17 protein-coding genes and 2 pseudogenes are annotated in these 17,762 nt (G+C 59.5%); 8 read left to right on the top strand and 11 right to left on the bottom strand.

What is annotated here, in order from left to right; genetic code table 11:
* The 6 genes and pseudogenes from QZ638_RS15740 to QZ638_RS15765 all read left to right on the top strand — a co-directional run.
* Positions 1–266: pseudogene (locus tag QZ638_RS15740) on the top strand (ABC transporter permease); the annotation flags it as partial.
* Positions 266–1,327 carry an ABC transporter ATP-binding protein gene (locus QZ638_RS15745; RefSeq protein ID WP_295812371.1) on the top strand — a complete coding sequence of 354 codons (1,062 nt, stop codon included), beginning with the start codon at positions 266–268 and terminating at the stop codon, positions 1,325–1,327. The pseudogene QZ638_RS15740 and the gene QZ638_RS15745, both read left to right, overlap by 1 nt.
* Before the next feature lie 503 nt (positions 1,328–1,830).
* Positions 1,831–2,814 (top strand): AraC family transcriptional regulator, encoded by a 984-nt coding sequence (locus QZ638_RS15750; RefSeq protein WP_295812375.1) that lies wholly within the window; start codon positions 1,831–1,833, stop codon positions 2,812–2,814.
* 217 nt (positions 2,815–3,031) lie between these two features.
* On the top strand, positions 3,032–4,522 hold the full coding sequence (locus tag QZ638_RS15755; protein ID WP_295812377.1) for an aldehyde dehydrogenase family protein: 1,491 nt from the start codon (positions 3,032–3,034) through the stop codon (positions 4,520–4,522).
* Positions 4,523–4,548: 26 nt separating this feature from the next.
* Positions 4,549–5,523, top strand: coding sequence for an aminotransferase class IV family protein (locus tag QZ638_RS15760; protein WP_295812379.1), 975 nt, complete (start codon positions 4,549–4,551; stop codon positions 5,521–5,523).
* Positions 5,520–5,999: an SDR family NAD(P)-dependent oxidoreductase gene (locus QZ638_RS15765; protein WP_295812382.1), complete on the top strand. Its 480-nt coding sequence runs from the start codon at positions 5,520–5,522 to the stop codon at positions 5,997–5,999. The genes QZ638_RS15760 and QZ638_RS15765 overlap by 4 nt, the downstream gene beginning before the upstream one ends.
* A gap of 132 nt (positions 6,000–6,131) precedes the next feature.
* Here the strand turns inward: QZ638_RS15765 and QZ638_RS15770 are convergent, their stop codons facing one another.
* From QZ638_RS15770 to QZ638_RS15805, 8 genes are all read right to left on the bottom strand, one after another.
* Positions 6,132–7,187, bottom strand: coding sequence for a LacI family DNA-binding transcriptional regulator (locus QZ638_RS15770; protein ID WP_295812385.1), 1,056 nt, complete (start codon positions 7,185–7,187; stop codon positions 6,132–6,134).
* Between the two features lie 6 nt (positions 7,188–7,193).
* Complete coding sequence (locus QZ638_RS15775; RefSeq protein WP_295812387.1) at positions 7,194–8,237, bottom strand: succinylglutamate desuccinylase/aspartoacylase family protein; 1,044 nt, start codon at positions 8,235–8,237, stop codon at positions 7,194–7,196.
* A gap of 61 nt (positions 8,238–8,298) precedes the next feature.
* The gene (locus tag QZ638_RS15780; protein ID WP_295812390.1) at positions 8,299–8,646 is read right to left on the bottom strand and encodes a RidA family protein; all 348 of its coding nucleotides are present in this window, start codon (positions 8,644–8,646) and stop codon (positions 8,299–8,301) included.
* Positions 8,647–8,673: 27 nt separating this feature from the next.
* Positions 8,674–9,462 carry a transporter substrate-binding domain-containing protein gene (locus QZ638_RS15785; protein WP_295812392.1) on the bottom strand — a complete coding sequence of 263 codons (789 nt, stop codon included), beginning with the start codon at positions 9,460–9,462 and terminating at the stop codon, positions 8,674–8,676.
* A gap of 12 nt (positions 9,463–9,474) precedes the next feature.
* Complete coding sequence (locus QZ638_RS15790) at positions 9,475–10,203, bottom strand: amino acid ABC transporter ATP-binding protein (protein WP_295812394.1); 729 nt, start codon at positions 10,201–10,203, stop codon at positions 9,475–9,477.
* Entirely contained in the window at positions 10,190–10,840 is a 651-nt protein-coding gene (locus QZ638_RS15795) for an amino acid ABC transporter permease (RefSeq protein WP_295812395.1), read from the bottom strand. Before QZ638_RS15795 ends, QZ638_RS15790 begins: the two co-directional genes overlap by 14 nt.
* 14 nt (positions 10,841–10,854) lie before the next feature.
* On the bottom strand, positions 10,855–11,523 hold the full coding sequence (locus QZ638_RS15800; protein WP_295812396.1) for an amino acid ABC transporter permease: 669 nt from the start codon (positions 11,521–11,523) through the stop codon (positions 10,855–10,857).
* 4 nt (positions 11,524–11,527) lie between these two features.
* A complete protein-coding gene (locus tag QZ638_RS15805) occupies positions 11,528–12,850 on the bottom strand; it encodes an alanine racemase (RefSeq protein ID WP_295812399.1) in 1,323 nt (440 codons plus the stop codon).
* Between the two features lie 138 nt (positions 12,851–12,988).
* Here QZ638_RS15805 and QZ638_RS15810 point away from each other — a divergent pair, with 138 nt between their 5' ends.
* Positions 12,989–14,029, top strand: coding sequence for a succinylglutamate desuccinylase/aspartoacylase family protein (locus tag QZ638_RS15810; protein ID WP_295812402.1), 1,041 nt, complete (start codon positions 12,989–12,991; stop codon positions 14,027–14,029).
* Positions 14,026–14,958 carry a threonine/serine dehydratase gene (locus tag QZ638_RS15815; RefSeq protein ID WP_295812404.1) on the top strand — a complete coding sequence of 311 codons (933 nt, stop codon included), beginning with the start codon at positions 14,026–14,028 and terminating at the stop codon, positions 14,956–14,958. Before QZ638_RS15810 ends, QZ638_RS15815 begins: the two co-directional genes overlap by 4 nt.
* Before the next feature lie 274 nt (positions 14,959–15,232).
* Here QZ638_RS15815 and lsrB read toward each other — a convergent pair whose 3' ends face one another.
* The 3 genes and pseudogenes from lsrB to QZ638_RS15830 form a co-directional block, all read right to left on the bottom strand.
* The gene (gene lsrB, locus QZ638_RS15820; RefSeq protein ID WP_295812407.1) at positions 15,233–16,264 is read right to left on the bottom strand and encodes an autoinducer 2 ABC transporter substrate-binding protein LsrB; all 1,032 of its coding nucleotides are present in this window, start codon (positions 16,262–16,264) and stop codon (positions 15,233–15,235) included.
* A gap of 2 nt (positions 16,265–16,266) precedes the next feature.
* Positions 16,267–17,280 carry an autoinducer 2 import system permease LsrD gene (locus QZ638_RS15825; RefSeq protein ID WP_295812409.1) on the bottom strand — a complete coding sequence of 338 codons (1,014 nt, stop codon included), beginning with the start codon at positions 17,278–17,280 and terminating at the stop codon, positions 16,267–16,269.
* Positions 17,277–17,762 (bottom strand): annotated as a pseudogene (locus QZ638_RS15830) (autoinducer 2 ABC transporter permease LsrC); the annotation flags it as partial. The gene QZ638_RS15825 and the pseudogene QZ638_RS15830, both read right to left, overlap by 4 nt.

The raw sequence follows: 17,762 nt of genomic DNA on the forward strand, positions 1-17,762 counted from the left end.
AGGTGACGTATCGTGTGACGCTGCCCTGGATCATGCCGGGCGTAATCGCCGGCGCGCTTTTCGCTTTCGCCGTTTCGTTCGATCAGTTCGTCGTATCCTATTTCCTGTCGACGCCGGGCGAGGCGACGCTTCCCGTCGAGATCTACGCTGCGATCCGCAAGGGCTTCACACCCGAAATCAACGCCGTGTCGACGATCATCATTACCGTGTCGATGAGTCTGATGCTCTTTGCAGCACGCTTCTTCAGTTTCGCAGGAGAGAAATAATGGCGGAAGTCCGCGTCGAATCGATCTCCCGCAGCTTTGGCGCCCATAAGGCGCTCGACGACGTCTCGATTGCCTTTTCCGATGGCGGCTTCTATGCCCTGCTCGGTCCCTCGGGCAGCGGCAAGACGACACTTCTGCGCCAGATCGCCGGTTTCGACTTTCCCGATCAGGGGCGAATCCTCATCGGCGGTGAAAGCGTGGAACGTGTGCCCGTCGAAAAGCGCCGGATCGGCATGGTGTTCCAAAGCTACGCGCTCTTTCCCAATATGAGCGTCGCCGACAATGTCGGCTTCGGCTTGTCGGTACGCGGCGAAACACGCGAAACCATTCGCACAGAGGTCGCGCGGGTGCTCAATCTGGTCCAGCTCGGCGAGCTCGGCGGGCGCCGCCCGCACCAGCTTTCGGGCGGCCAGCGCCAGCGTGTCGCGCTTGCGCGCGCCATCGTAACCCGTCCACGCGTCCTGCTCCTGGACGAGCCCCTGTCGGCGCTCGACAAGGCGCTTCGCGTCGACATGCAGATGGAGTTGAAGCGCATCCAGCGCGAGATCGGTGTGACCACCATCTTCGTCACGCACGACCAGGAGGAGGCGCTGACGATGAGTGACAGGATCGGCATCCTGCGCGATGGGAAACTGGTGCAGGAAGGCCCACCCGAAGAGATCTACGATCGACCCGCGAGCAAGTTCGCGGCGACCTTTCTGGGCGATGCCAACATATTGCAAGGCATTGCCACAGACGGCGGCGTCCGGCTGGCCGACGGGACGCTGGTGCTCGCTGCAAACGGGGCCGCGCGCGCCAACGGCCCGGCAGTCTGCGCGGTTCGCCCGGAGCGCATGATGATCGCACGCGCCGGCGCGGCGGCAATGCCGGAGGCTATGAACCGCCTTGCCGGGCGGGTTTCACGGCGGATTTTCGCCGGCGATACGAGCACCTATTTCGTGCAGACCACCAGCCAGGCGATCAAGGTGCACGTCCAGAACGCCGGTCAGGAACGGCTTTGCGAGGGCGACGAGGTCGTCATCGACTGGCCATCGCAAAGCACCGTTCTCATCACCGAATGAACCATCGTTCCCGCATTGCAAGCCGGCGCCGGAAATGGGCGTGGCGGGGCTGGTGTGCCGGCTATGCCGCCCACGCTCTGCCCTGCCCGCCTGGCAACCGCTAAACCCCGATCCACGCACCCTTACGATGCGTTTGAAAAGACAGTGGCGCGTCTGAAAGCAGAGGCGAAGCTTAACGATCATCGGCATCGCCATCGCCCGCCTCATGCTCAGGCGGCTTCAAGAAGACCGGCGCCAAACAGCCTCCGAGTGAGCATCAAGCCCCATTTCGTATGGCGAAGCACGAGACTGAGCCATAAATGGCAGGCGCAAGCGCGCGACTTCTGCCTTTGGTGCACGGTTGCATTCCAGGCTTCGTGCTATATACTCAAAGTAGGTTTCTTTTGGTATATAAACATGACAAGCGCACGGGATAACGGGCTTTCTACTGCGAACCGCGTTCGTCCAAACCGCGAGCAGCGCCGCGTTGCGATGATCATCGAAGAGCCAGGGAAGAGCACCTCATGTCGGGGCTGAAAGCGCTCTACCGGCACCGCATTTTCCATTCCCGAGAAAGAATGGATTCGCACGCCCTTGTCGCAAACGAACTCGCAGACCATCATCTGAGATGGTACGCCGGCCGCGTCGATACACAGCTTTACAAGTTCGACACACCACGCCTTTCGCTTTACTCGTTGCGATACGGTGCCGAGGTCGGCATTCTTCCCGATCTTTACGACCGCTTCTCGCTGGTGCATTTTTCGCTTTCCGGCGGCATTGAGATTGAAGCAGACCGCCAGCGTCAATCCGTTCGGCAGGGTCAAGCGATCGTCAGCACACCCACGAGCAACATCAATCTTCGCTGGTCGCAGAACAGCGAACAACTGATCCTGCGTCTTCCGCATTCGCTGCTCGAAGACACGGCAAACGCGATGCGCATGCCCGATCTGTATCGCGCAATGCGACAGAACCCGGGACTCATGCTGTCCGATGCTGCCGCCCGACAGTGGCAAGCCCAGCTTCAAGCCTTTGTTGCGCTGGAAGGCAGCAGCAGCGGCAACGAAGCACTTCAGCCCTGGCTCGCTCATTTGGAGCACGGCATGGCTATGTTTCTTCTGCTACAACTGAAAACGAAGCGACACGATTGCGGCGAGGAAGGAGCCACGCGTTTGACCGTCGAGCGGCGGCGTCTGGATCGGCTGTACGACTATGCCGCCGCCAATCTTAGCCGACCCGTCACCTTATCGGATCTCGCGCGGGCCGCAGCACTGTCCGAACGTCATTTGAATACCTTCTGCCAAACGCATCTGGGACTCTCTCCAATGAGCTGGCTACGCGGCTTGCGGCTCGATGCGCTGCGCGCCACGCTTCAAGCCCATCCGGAAAGGGAGCTTGCCGATCTTGCAATGCTTCACGGCTTCTTTCACCTCGGCCGGTTTTCAGCAGCTTATCGTGACCGATTTGGCGAGCTGCCCAGCGAGACCCGAAAAATCGCCAGAAACGGATAGCCTGCGGGAACATTCCGCCAGATGCGGATAGACATCGCAAGCCCCGTTCTCCTAGCCTGATCCTGTTCGCAGTTGTCGGTCAAGCTAAGGATTTTCGCCGAACCCGACCCGAGACCGGCCTGCCAGCGATCGCCCTTCGTGGCCCATGTTTTCGGAACATGCCGGCGAGCCACGACTGCGGCCAATTTCTCAAACACACAAAAGACGGGGAAGTCGGATGACGGAAGTGTCCGCCGCTCGAAAGAGCCTTTCAAAGGTCTACGGAGCCTTTATCGACAATGAGTTTCAGCCTGTATCCGGATCGACCTTTCCGGCCGTTGCTGCAGCGAGTGGCGAGCATCTGGCCGATATTGCGCGCTGCGGATCGAGCGAGATAGACGCCGCCGTCGCCTCGGCCAAAGCGGCGTTTGCAATGTGGAAGACCCGCGTTCCCGAAGAGCGGGCCGAATGCTTGAACAAATTGGCCGATGCTATCGAACGTGAAGCTCCGCGCTTAACGACGATCGACACACTGGATATCGGACGAGGGCTATGGGAAACCGGGATCGACCATGCCATCGCCATGCAGCAATATCGCTATTTTGCTGCCGCCGCGCTAACGCATGAAGGTTTCGGACGCCCGATACCCAATGGGTATATGTTGGCGAAGCGCGAGCCCTACGGCGTCTGCGGCCAGATCATTCCATGGAACGTTCCCGCCATCATGACGGCATTCAAGATCGCTCCGGCCGTCGCGGCAGGCAACACGGTGGTGTTGAAACCCGACGAGAACGCCTCGCTGTCGACCCTGGAACTGGGCAGGCTGATCGCGGAGATCTTCCCGCCAGGGGTCATCAACATCGTGCCGGGCCTCGGCGAAGAGGTCGGCGCCGCACTCACAGCACACCCCGACGTGACGAAACTCGCGTTCACCGGCAGTTCCGAGGTCGGGCGTATCGTCTCGCAGGCCGGCGCAAATCGGTTGGTCCCGGTCTCGCTGGAATTGGGCGGCAAGAGTCCGAACATCGTTTTTCCGGACGTCGATCCCGCAGACATCGACGCCATCGTCGACAACGTCACCTTCGCATCGATGTATTGCAACGGGCAGTCCTGCCTCGCGGGCACAAGGCTGTTCCTGCACGACGCGATCTACGACGATTTCATGCAGCGCCTCACCGCGAGCATGAAGCGCATCCGTGTGGCCGATCCCACATCGCAGGGACCGCTTCTCGGCTGCCTCGTTTCAGAAACGCAGGGCCGCCGGGTGCAATCCTATATCGATATCGGCAAAAAAGATGCCTTACTCATTACCGGCGGCAATCGCGTTGAGGTGGCAGGCTGCGACGCCGGCTGGTTCTTCGAACCCACGGTCTTCGAGACCACGAACGACACCCGCATCGCGCAGGAGGAAATCTTCGGGCCTGTCCTCTCCGTCATACGCTGGAGCGATTACGAGAAGATGATCCATGACGCCAACAATGTTCGCTATGGCCTCGCCTCTGGAATCTACACCACCAATCTGAAGGCGGCGTGGGAAACGGCCGATCGGTTACAGGCAGGAAACGTCTGGATAAACAACTACTTCAACCTTGCGGCAGGATCACCTTTCGGTGGCTTCAAGGAGAGCGGTATCGGCAGCGAATTCTGTCACGAGACGTTGAATATGTACACGCACTTAAAGGCGATAACGGTCCAGACACAAATGAACCCGCCTTGGTTTTCTCAATAAAATTCAATCGATAGGAGGGAAACACCGTGAGTAAAGATAACACACTGAACGATAAAGGGCCGGATGAAGCAATTGTGAAATCCGGTTTCGGGCGGCGGCGCTTCCTGCATATGACGGGGCTCACCAGCGCGGCTGCACTGACTTCCGCACTTGCCATGCCCTCGGCCCACGCCAACACCGCGCCGCCCCCGGCAAACAGCGATTTCGTTCTTCAGCTCAACGGCTCTTCGGTCGACGATGTGAGTGCGCTGGAACCTCTTGCATTCGCGGGGTTTGCACACGCCACCTATTTTCAGCTGCGCAACAACCAGGCGCGCGCACTTGACCTGCATCTGAAGAGGTTGCGCGACGCATCCATCGAACTTTACGGCGTCGCACTACCGGATGAGCAGGTTCAATCCTATCTTCGCGCGGCTGTGCAGGTCGGCCCTCCCGATCTCTCAGTGATCGCAACGATATACTCCCCCGCCGGTGAGTTTACCGCAACCGGACACGACGCAATGCCCCAGATGCTTGTACGCACGCTTGGACCGTGGCCGGCACCCAAAGGGCCGCTGACTTTGGCCGCTTTCGAGCATGAAAGAGATCTTCCCCAGGTGAAGCACGTCGGCGAAGTCGGCAAAACGTACTATATGCGCCAGGCCGCCGAACAAGGCTTCGACGATGCCGTTTTCATCGATTGCCGGGGGCGGATCAGCGAAGGCACAATCTGGAACCTCGCATTCTGGGACGGCGAAGCGGTGATCTGGCCGGACGCCGCCATTCTGCTGGGCACCACGATGGGTATCGTCCGTCGGCAACTCGATCGTCTGGGCGTTCCACAGAGGGTGCAGGAGGTCAGACGCGAAGACCTGTCTGGATTGTCTGGTGCGGCGGTAATGAACTCGCTGACACCGGGTATCGCCGTAAACGGGATCGGCGATGTGCCTATTCCCGAAGCACCTGATTTCATAGCACGGCTTCACGAAGCATTCGCCGCCGAAACACCAACCCCGCTGTGAGAATTTCCCGAGACCCGCTCGACCTCTCCTACGACCATCGCGTGATCAACGGTGCCGACGCGGCGCGCTTTCTCGCCCATTACGCGCAATGTCCCGCCGAGCCGCGCCGCATGCTCGAACGGGACGGCGGCGGCATCATCTTTGTTGCGTCGGTGCTCAGTTTCCAGGGCGGCTTCAATGTCCCGGGCTATGCCGCCGCCAAGGGCGGCATAGCGCAACTTACCCGCGCCTTCGCAAACGAGTGGGCCTCGCAGGGCGCAACGTCAATGCGATCGCACCGGGCTATGTGGCGACCGACAGCACAGCCGCGCTACAGTCGGACAAGGCCGGTCCGCGGAGTTGTTGGCACGGGTGCCTGCTGGACGCTGGGGCGAGCCGGACGACATCGCATGGCCGACGGTCTTTCTTGCGTGCGACGCCGCGCGCTTTGTTCATGGCATCGTCCTGCCGGCGATGGTGGCTGGCTGGCGCGTTGAAGATCAGCCTGTACGGTGCCACCGGGGCGACAACACAGAGCACGCGGGACCCAAGACCCGATTGCGGTGCAATCGGCATGCGCGCATCAACGCTTTACTCTCACCAATACCTTCATATTGCCGATTCAACCTTCAGGTCGACCCGCGATAGACCAGTTCGATCGGCACGTGTTTCTGGGTCCGCTCCGGGGTTTCGCCCCGCAAGCGTTTGAGCATCAGTTCGCCTGCCTGTGTTCCGATGTTGCGGGAATCGGCGACAATTGTCGTCAGTCCAGGGGAAATCTCTTCCGCAAGGGTCGAGTCGCCGAAGCCCGCTATCGCCAGTTGATCGGGGATGCGTAACCCCCGCTCGCGCGCCTCCAGGAGCCCGCCGATCGCAAGCAGGTCGCTTGCACAGAAAATCGCCTGAACGTCATGATTCTCTTCCAGAAGACTGCGCATCGCCTCGCGGCCTTCCGGAACACCGGAAACCGTGTCACGCGTGATCTCCCGCTGCACCTGTAGTCCGAGCCGCTCGCAATGCATGGCAAAGCTTTTTCTGCGCAGAGCCCCACGACCGCCACTGCGGCCAATGAACGCCACTTTGCGATAGCCTCGTTCGGCAAAATGCTCGGCAACCATCCGCGCACCATCGGTATTGGAGAAACCGACGAGCATGTCGATCGGATCCCGGGCAAAGGCCCAGCTCTCAACGATGGGCACTCCGAGGCCGCGCAGGAACGATCGGTTCGCCTCAAGCTCCATCACACCGGTTATGAAAACCGCCGCCGGCCGCGTGGCCGTCAGAGACCGGACGAGCGTGGTCTCACGCTTGTAGGAATAGGATGTGCGGCTCAGGACGACCTGGAATCCCGCCGGTTCCAGCACCTCGGCCAATCCTTCCACAGCGAGACTGAACTGCTCACTCAGAATGTTGGAGACAAACGCCGCAACGATGTCGGACTGGCCACTGCGCAGCGCCTTGGCATGGGGATTGGAGAAATAACCGGTTGCTTCGACCGCCTGTCGGATGCGCTCACGCCGCGCTTCCGACACCATCTTCGGATTGCGAAGCGCCCGCGACACGGTAATCGGCGATACACCGGCCAACCGGGCCACTTCTTCGATGCGTACCGGACGCCGCTCGGCACTGGCTTCCTCGGTGGGTGAGGAAACGCGCAGAACATCATCGTAAGTCGGTCGGCTCATGCCCCATCATCGGTTTGGCTGCGCTACAAGCAATTGATCCACATCGGCCAGTTCGGACGCTGCCTGGACCAGACAATCGCCCGCCTCGCAATGTGCATGCAAACGACGTGATATCACGATTCCCGGGAGTTTGAATCTGAGAGTTTTCGGCTGCTCTTCGAGAGCCTCCAGATCGTGCAACAATCCCGCAACATCTCCCTCCGCGACCACCTGCCCGAGCCGGACATGCGGCTCGAACCAGCCGCGGCGCGTTGAATAGATGCCCTGATCGTGACTGTGAAGGCTCAAGAACGCCGGCGCGACCATCTCCGAGACCTCAGCACTCAGCACCGGTTTGTCGATCATGCCCAAGCTTCGCATCAGGCTGTCGATCGCAAAGGTCATCCCGGCCATCGTATCGAGCGTGACCGTTCCACCGCCACCGAACTCGCCGCTGATCCCGATGGCGCCAACACGACCAGCAGCACCCATCGACGTCGGAGAATCGTGACCGTTCCTGGCGACAAAGGCGTATTTCTGACCGAGATTGCTTACGAGTTGAACCGCTCGCTTCATGCGCTCCGCCGTCGCCTGCTCCTCGATCAGCGCGGTGGGAAGATGCTCCATCGAGGTCCCACCGGAATGCATGTCGAAGATCACGTCGTGAGCGGGAAAGAGTTCATGTTCGAGATAATATGCCAATCGCTCTGTCGGCGTGCCCGCGGGATCGCCCGGGAACGCACGATTCAGATTGCCGTCATCCAGCGGAGATCGACGCCGACCGGCCATTACGGCCGGCCCGTTGGCCAGAGGCAGGATCGTCACCGCTCCCTTCAATCCGGAAGGTGAGAGCTGTCTGATTAAATGCGCAAGGGCGAAAACCCCTTCATATTCATCACCGTGATTGCCGGCCATCAAAAGAAGTCGGGGACCTTCCCCGTTCTTCACGCGATAAATCGGCGTCCGAACCTGGAAGTAAGGCGAACGATCCACCGAAAACGGAATGGATAGATAAGATGAAAACTTGCCATCTTCGACAAGCTCCAGATCGCTGATAACACCGGTGTGCACGAATAATCTTCCTGATGGGACTGGAAAGAGGCGGATGCCGACTGCATCCGCCTCTCTGGGATCAAAGAGAGGCGACCGCAGTCATTTCCACCCGCAGATCGGGATCGGCCAATCTGGCTTCGACACAGGCGCGCGCCGGAGGGTTATCCAGATCGACCCATTTGTCCCAGACCGCGTTCATCGCATCGAAATCCGTGATGTGCGGGAGAAAGACATTCACCGCCACAATCCTGGACTTCGAAGACCCGGCGCGCTCGACGAGCGAAAGGACCTTCGCAAGAACCTCCTCGGTCTGCTGTTCGATGGAAGCCTTGCGATTGTCCGCGACCTGACCTGCCACATGCACCAGGCCGTTGCAGGCCACTGCCTGACTCATGCGGGAGCCGCGCTCCAAGCGCTCGATAGACATGGAAATACCTCTCTTTCTACTCGTTCTTCAGATACGCGGCAGGTTGTCCTGCTTCACGTTGAACCATTTCTCCTGCAAGGCCGGCAGCTTGCCGTTCAGGCGATTGGAGAAAAGGAACGTATCGATCCACCGCAGGAAGTCCGGCTCGCCCTGCTTGATGGCCACATGCGCCGGCGACTGGCGGATAAGGAACTTGCGCTCCATCTCAACATCGGGATTGTCCTTTGCCGCTTCGGCAACAATGGCGCTGTTTTCGGCAAAGCTCTGTGCCTGACCGGCCATATATGCCGATAGGGTCGAGGCGACATCCTCGAAGCGAATGAGGTTTGCTTCCGGTGCGTTGTCGGTCAGCCAGAGATCGAGTGTCGTTCCCTTGGCCACGGCAATGCTCGTGCCGGCAAGCTCGTCCGGTGTCTCGGCGACGGGCATGTCGGCCGCCCCATAGACGCCGAGCTCGACCGCTGCATAGGGCTGAGAGAAAGCAACCTGCTGGGCGCGCTCCGGCGTTGCGCCAATGGCCGCAATCAGAATGTCGACCTTGTCCGCCATCAGGCTGGGAATGCGGTTCGGGCCCGTGACCTGCACGATCTCGAGATCGACGCCCAGATCGTTCGCAAGAAGTTCGGCAACTTCCACGTCTAGGCCCGTCGCCTCGCCGCTCTCATCCTTGAAGCCCCATGGTGCGACATCAAGCAATATTCCCACTCGAATTTCACCGGCGGATAGAATGTCCTGCAACTGGTCGGCCTTGGCCGGTGTCGCGACGACACCGATAGCCATGGCGGCTGCGGCTGCGAATTGAACCAATCTCTTCATCTGCGTTCTCCTCTAGTGATTGCTTCCAATAAAGCTCTTCAGCTCCGGTGTTTTGGGATTGCTGAAAAGTTCCGAGGGAGGTCCCTCCTCCCAGACACGCCCCTGATGCATGAACACGATCTTCGTCGCGACATCGCGGGCGAAAGCCATTTCGTGCGTCACCAGGATCATCGTCATGCCGCGCGAGGCCATATCCTCCATGACCTTCAGCACTTCGCCGACCAATTCGGGATCGAGCGCGGAAGTGACCTCGTCGAAAAGCATCAGGTCGGGAGACATGGCCAGGCAGCGTGCAATCGCAACGCGTTGCTGCTGACCGCCCGAAAGCTGCTCCGGATAGGCGTCGATCTTTTCCGACAATCCGACCTGCGCCAGAACCTTTTCGGCAAGCGCCCGGGCGCCGGCTTTGGAAACCCGCCCGGTTCGAATGGGGGCAAGCGTGATGTTCCGCTCGACCGTAAGATGCGGAAACAGATTGAACGCCTGGAAAACGATGCCGACTTTCTGTCGGAGTTCGCGAAGCTTCTTCATCTTCGCGTGCACTTGCTGTCCTTCAACGAAGATCTCGCCGTCCTGGATGTCCTCCAGCCCGTTGATGCAACGCAACAGTGTGCTTTTGCCGGAACCGCTTCGACCGATAATGGTTACGATCTCACCTTCCTCCACGGTGAGCGAGACATCCTTCAGAACCTCCAGCGCCCCAAAAGATTTGCGAACATTCTTGATTTCAACCAGTGCCATTGAGACGCGCCTCGAGTGAACGGGACCATTGAGTGAGCGGAAAGCAGATCGCGAAGTAGATCGCCGCGATGATGCTGTAGACGAGCAACTGCTGGAACGTCGCCGCGCTGGCGATCTGACCCGCGCGCGTGAGTTCTACGAACCCCACAACGGATGCCAGGGATGTGCCCTTGATGAGTTGCACGAGGAAGCCGACCGTTGCAGGCAGGGAGATCTTGAGGGCCTGAGGCGCAATAACGAAGACGAACTGCTCCCAGCGACTGAGCCCAAGGGAGGCCGCGGCCTCCCATTGCGTGTATTTCACGGCCTGAATGCCCCCGCGCCAGATCTCGCCAAGAAAGACACCCGAATAGATCGAGAAGGCGACCGTCACTGCCGTCAAAGAAGGCACCTCAACCCCAAGAAAGACCGGCATCCCGAAATAGAAGAACATAAGCAGCGCCAGCAAAGGGACGCCCTGAACGAGTTGCAGAAATGCCGAAGCCACCCAACGAACGGGAGCAATGTTGCTGGTGCGAAGCAACGCAAGCGCCAGGCCCAGCAAGCCGCCGAAGACGAAGGACAGCACGACCAGAACGAGCGTCCATTGAAGACCTTCCAGAAAGGCCATGAGATCGACAAGGGATAAGGTGCGCATGATTTATTCTCCGACTATCGCCGCACGGGCCAGCGAAAAGCGAACGCTCCGACAACCGCGAAGATGATGTGGCTGGCGACAACCAGAGCGACGTAGATCGCGGAAATAAGCGCGTAGACTTCGAAGCTGCGGAAGGTTCGGGATTCGACGAAGGTCGCGGTGTGAAAAAGCTCCTCGGCCGCAATCTGGGAAGCGACCGATGTGCCCAGCAGAAGCAGAATCAGCTGACTGGTGATCGAGGGATAGATGTTGCGCAGTGCAGGAGCGAGCACGACATAGCGGAAGACCTCGAACCGCGTCAGCCCCAGGCACTCACCCGCTTCCACCTGGCTTTTAGGAATGGAGGCGAGACCAGAGCGGATAATCTCGATCGCGTAGGCGCCGAAATAGACGCTCAGGGCGACGCAAGCGGACGGGAAAGGAGCAAGCCTGATTCCAGCGCTCGGAAAAATGAAGAAGATAACGAAAAGCTGAATGAGCGGCGGCGTGTTGCGAATGAGTTCGATATAAGCCTTGATCAGCACTCTTACGGGCCTAGGGCCGTTGCCCACGAGAACGGCTCCCACAACGCCAATCAAAAGCCCGAAGAGTGCCGCGATGGCTGTCATTTCCAAGGTATTGACGATGCCGTGCAGGAACTCGTCCTGATAGCGCAACACCTGCTGAAAGTTCAGGTTCTGCATCTGGTTATCCGAAAGAGGTTGCGTGCACGGATGTCACGCGATGATTGTCATCGACGACAAAGAAATGCCGCCAGCGATCAAAGCAGGTGCACGGATGCGAAATGCCGAACTCGATAATGTCACCGACTTTGACATCGGCTCCTTGCTTCAGACGAAGAAAGCCGTGTTGATCGTTGAGTTTCTCGATCTCCGCGATGCCATCGAGCGTGGCGTTGCACGAGCCATCGCGCCAGGATTTCAACGCCACCGGAAATCCCTGATCGAAGGACACATCGCGCATGCCGATGCCGCAGATCGCAAGATCGTTCTCCGGACGTGACAGGACCTGCGCCCAAACGCGCATCGCCGGCTGGAACACGCGCGAGGCAAGAGCCCCGCTTTCTCCCGCTAAAGCAAATCCACTGCGAGCGTCCATGCGCTCCAAGGCTTGGGCATACACGCCATGATCATGGAAGAAGATCGCGCCACTGCGGAGAACGAAATCGACATTGCCATCGGATCGGGCCAGCGGAGACAGGGCGTTCACGACGAGATCGAAATACTGGGATCCACCGGAAGAGAGAGCCAAACGGCGCTCGGGCAAAGCACTCCGCACCAGGTCGAACACGCTTTTCAGCAGATCATTCAAGTTCCCGATCGCTTCCACTGTCGCAGCGGGATCAGCCGAAGCCACAGCCCCTTCGTACGCGGCAACGCCGCCAAGGCGCACATGCGTAAGCGTCAAAGCCTTCCCGACAACCTTCCGTGCCTGCTCGACATCACGCAGCCCTGCCCGTCCGAGCCCCACTTCTATAAGAACGGGGAGCACCCGACCGGACATTTTTCCTGCCCTGTCGGCAACAGCGAGCGACGCTTCGGAATCCGCAAACAGGACGACCTCGGCGTCTGGATAGGTATTGAGCAGGCGTGCCAACCCATCGCCCATGCGCTCCCCGCCCAACTGATTGGCAATCAGAAGCCGCTTAATACCGCCCCGCAGCATGACACTCGCCTGCTGGAGGTCGGCAACGGACATACCCCAAGCACCTGAACCGACCAGGTCATGAGCGATGTCGACCGACATCGGCGTCTTGATGTGCGGCGCCAAAAGTGCGCCATGAGTCTTGGCATATGCAAATATCGCATCCCGATTGCCTGTGTAGGCAGAACCGGAAACGGTCAAAACGGGATAAGAGAGGTCTCCACCACTCGCGGACCAGCCAGATTCAGCAACGTCGCGCGCTGCGAACGATACCGTTCCAGCAGGAACACCGCGAAGGGTATCGTCAATGCAAAAGGCGGCGTCTGCCTGGCCGAGGCCGACACAGGGTTGGATCGATTTCTGCATGTCGCCGCGACGGCCTGGAATCCGTTTTTGCATCGATGAGTGTGTTTTCCAGCGTGAGAGAGTGTGTAGACATCGTGTTATGACAACGTTATCATTTTGAATGTCAGACGCAACCCCCCAAATGATAGGGACGCCATTTTGAGCTACGGAACTCCCTCAAAACCCCGTGAAGGAACCGCCTTCGCCACCGTCGATTTCGAACGGGAGGGCCGGCAGACGGGTTTCATTCATATTCCGCATTCACCGCATTCCGACGCCTGGGGCGCAACACGCATTCCCATTGCCGTTGTGAAGAATGGAGACGGCCCCACCGCGCTTGTGACCGGCGGCAATCACGGAGACGAGCATGAAGGTCCGATCACGGTGGGAGAGCTGTTTCGCGAATTGGAGCCGCGCGAAATTTCGGGACGCCTCATTCTGATTCCAGCGCTCAACCTGCCTGCCGTCAGGGCGGCGCATCGCACCTCGCCGGTCGACGGGCTAAACCTGAACAGAACATACCCCGGGGACCCACAGGGCACGATTTCCCAACAAATATCGGCCTTCGTTTGCGATCATCTCTATCCGATCTCCGACGCATTCATCGATCTTCATTCGGGGGGATCGTCACTCGATATTCTGCCGAGCGCGATTGTCGAACCGACCGCAGACCCGGAACACCAACGCCGCAATATCGAGGCCGTGCTGGCATTCGACGCTCCGATGACCGTGGTGGTCAGCAATCTTGGCGAGCAACGCTCGTCAACGGCCGCTGCCGTCAAAGCGGGCCTGACGACTGTCGGCACGGAAATGGCAGGAACGGGCACGGTGTCGATGGATGCTCTGCACATTTGCAGAACGGGCGTACGCAATGTGCTCAAACATCTGAAAATTCTCGAATCGGATTCCAAGCCGTGCAACGCGCCCGGTGCACGCAAAGTGCTCGAAATTCCTGGTCCGCAGGGGTATGTCTTCGCACCCGAAGGGGGCGTGTTCGAACCCTTCGACCGGCTGGGAACAGACGTCCGGGCGGGCGACCGCGCGGGCCAGGTTCATTTCGTTGACAATCCGGAGCGCCCGCCACTCCAACTGCATTATCGTCAGGACGGCATCCTCTACGCCAAGCGCCATCCGGGACGTGTGGAGCCGGGAAATTGCTGCCTGGTGATCGCCGCACCGTTTGAGGGAGCGTTGTCATGATCGACATCCAAGACGTTGAGGCCGCCTCGGCCAGAATCTCTCCTTATGTGCGGCGGACGCCACTTTTGCCGGCGACCCAGTTGAGCAAACCATTCTCTCCCGGCGAGCTCTATCTCAAGCTGGAATGTCTTCAGCCTTCAGGGTCGTTCAAAGCAAGAGGTGCAGCGAACAAACTGTTCTCCGTATCGCCCGAGGAGATGAAGCGCGGGCTGGTCGCTGCTTCGGGCGGAAACCACGGACTGGCCGTCGCCCGCAGCGCCAGCCTGGTCGGCATCCCCGCGCACATATACCTTCCAGACAACGTTCTCCCGGACAAGATCGAGAAGATGAAACGCTGGGGCGCGACCACGGTTATCGCCGGAAAGAACTATGATGACGCGAACGGCAAGGCGCTTGAACACGCACAACAAACGGGCGCCCTGTATTTCCATTCATTCGCTGATCCGACAATCGTGGCGGGTCAGGGAACCGTAGGCCTGGAAATTCTCGAGGATCTTCCCGATCTCGACACCATCGTCGTGGCGATTGGCGGCGGCGGCTTCATCACCGGGACCGCCGTGGCACTGAAAGCAGCCCGTCCGGAGATACGTGTGATCGGCGTGGAACCCGTCGGATCGCCAACGCTCCATCGGTCGATGGAAACGGGGAATGTCGTCGAACTGGAACGTGTCACCACGTCGGTGCCCACCATGGCGTGCCGGCGGACAGACGACGCGTTGTTTGCGCAGGCACGCACCTTGATCGACGAAATCGTACTTGTCGAAGACGAGGCGATGGCCCGAGCTGCAGAAAACCTCTGGTTTGAGTTCGGCCTTGCCGCAGATCTCAGCGGCGCCGCTGCGGTTGCAGCGCTTTCAGAAGGACTTGTCTCGGTCAAGCCCGGCGAAAAGGTCTGTGCCCCGGTCTGCGGCGCGGGACTACCATTCTAGATGCGTCGGCAGTTCCCGCCGTGGGAGCACGAAGCATGTCAATCAGCTTCATGACGGCGCATGAACCGCAAAACGGTGACGCTTACAACTGACGGATGCAAGCGTCATAAGCCGCACCGAGCCGGTTCAGCGCTTGAAGCAAACAGCGAGCCCTCCAACATGGATCTCGGCATCGCCACCGTTCGAGCGGCTGTTCATATCCGCTCCAAGTTCCAAAGAAGTCGAAGCGGGCGGGCTACTTATCGCATCCGCCCGCCCATGATCACAGCAGCGATCAGAAGTCGAAATCGTCGATATTCTCTTTGGTAAAGACCGTACGCTCCGGCAGGAGTACGATACCGTTGTTATCGGCCTCATGCTCGTAACCCTGCACTTCGTTGGGCGACACTTCGACGGTGCCGACACCGGGAACATCGAGTTTATCACCAACCTTCATCGGCCCGTTTTTAAGTACGTGATCGGCAACGTAGACGGAAATCTTGCCCTGTTGGGTCACATCCCACAGGCCGAAGCGCTGGATGGTGCCGCGCTCGATATACGGGCGCATGACATTTGGGGTCGAGAAGCCGACGATCGTAACGCCGTCGGCGCGCTTCAGGTTTTCGGCGGCCTGTGCGGCTGCCGGAAGCGCGTTGGCGTCGGGCGCGATGATGGCGTCGAGGTCAGGATAGGTCTGCAGGATGCTCTCGGCCGTCTGCAGCGACTTCTGGGCATCATTGTAACCGTACTGAGTGGTCACGATCTCCCAGCCCGGATGCTCGGCGGCGATCTTCGCTTTTGCAGCTGTGGCCCAAGCGTTCTGATCGGTCACGGTCGGGCTGGAATAGAAGAATGCCACCTTGGCCTTCTCCTTGGTCACGCCCTCGGCGGCCATGTCCACCAATAGCCCCCCGAGCTGCTCCGGCGTGCCTTGGTTGATATAATAACTGCGACACTCGGGATTGACGTCACTGTCCCAGGTCATCACCAGAACATTCCGAGCCATCGCGCGTTTCAACGCCGGGCACAGACCGTCGGGAGAAACGGAAGAAACGATAATCGCCTTATAACCCTGGTTTACATAATTGTTGATGAACTGAACTTGGCCGGAAACGCTGGGCTCCGTCGGACCGTCATAGGTCACGTCCTGGCCGAGTTCTTCGCCGGCCGCAACCGCACCCGCGCCACCGCTGGTGAAGAAGCCGACACCGACCAGCTTTGGGATAAAGGCGATCTGATCAGCCGCTTGAGCACTGCCGGCCGTCAGCAGCGCACCGGCTATCAATGCGGCACCCAGCGTTTGCCTTTTGAAATTCTTGGTTTTCATTCTCATTCTCCTCCTGAAAGAACCGCCACCCGTTTTGCTTTTTGCTGCCGGGTGACAGCAATGAAATCGGCAAGCATTGCGGCTCCGTGACGCAATGCCACCGCTATGACCAGCAACCCTCCCGAAAGCGCGCTGGAAATCTGGCTGGGAACGCCGGCGGACTGCAGTCCCTGATGCAAATAACCAATGACGAACGTGGCGATGAACGTTCCGATGATGGAACCCTGCCCGCCGTAGATGGATGCACCGCCGAGAACGGCCGCAGTCACAGCCGGCAGCAGGGTGGATGAGCCGAGATCGACGCGCGCCGAACCGAAATAGGCTGACAGGGCCAGGCCAGCGATCGCCGCGCAAAGACCGGTGGTGACATAGGTGATCGTCTGCACGCGCCCGACCGGGATGCCCGCGAAATGTGCGGCGCTCTCGGATTGCCCCGTCAGGAACACGGCGCGACCGAACCGGGTGAAGTGCAGCAGTATGACAAGAATGGCGGCAAGCGACAGAAACAGGATCAGCGAGGCCGGCAACCCCGCAAACTCCGCGTAACCGAAAGCATTGAAGACATCGGGGAAATTGCCAATACCTTCATATCCACCAGCCCCCGCCAATCCCGAGGTGACCGTCGCTGCGCCCTGGAACAGATAAAGACTGCCGAGCGTGACGACGAGCGGCTGAATCTTCGACAGATGAACGACGGTCGCATTCAGAAGGCCACAAAGGGAACCGGTTACGAGCGCCATAGCGATGCAAACGGGAAGCGGCATACCGTAATAGTTGGCGACGCCGAAGATGATCGCGGCGAGACCGATCACCGAGGCAAAGGAGACATCGATGCCGCCGGCGATGATGACCAAGGTCAGCGGCAACGCGACCATGCCGATCTGCACGAAATCCGACACACCGTAGATCAGGTTGGTCAGGTTCAGAAAACGCGGATTAACCAATCCGAAGATTGCGAGCTCGACGAACAGCATCAGCAAAAGCGCGGTTTCCCAGCGGAAAATGATCTTCCTCATTGGCCAACCTCCGAGGCCTTCCCGGTTGCGACGGCGCGCGGGGCTTTGGGCGTACGGTCGTGGATGGCATAGCGCTTGGCGCGAATGCGCCGGCCGACGATAAGCCGGATTCGCCCGTCCAGCAGGATAACGACGAGAAGGATCGCGCCCGCGATCAAATCGTTCCAGTAGGCGGGGATCCTGAGGAAGACGAGTGCGCTGTCGATCGACGTCAGGAAGATCACCGCCGCCATCACGCCACCGACCGAGCCTGTCCCTCCGAGCAGGCTGACACCGCCGAGCACATTGACGGCAATCGCCTTTAGCTCAATGCCATTGCCTGCCTGATTGGGGATGAAGCCGATCTGCGCGGCGAAGGCTAGCCCGGCAAGTGCCGCGCAACCTCCCGTCACCACGAAGGCGATGAACTGAACGAAACGCACTGGAATACCGAGATGGTGCGCAGCCTCGCGGTTGTCCCCAACCGCGTAGAAGGAACGGCC

It is taken from the genome of uncultured Nitratireductor sp. (assembly GCF_913053745.1).
Taxonomy (GTDB): Bacteria; Pseudomonadota; Alphaproteobacteria; order Rhizobiales; family Rhizobiaceae; genus Nitratireductor.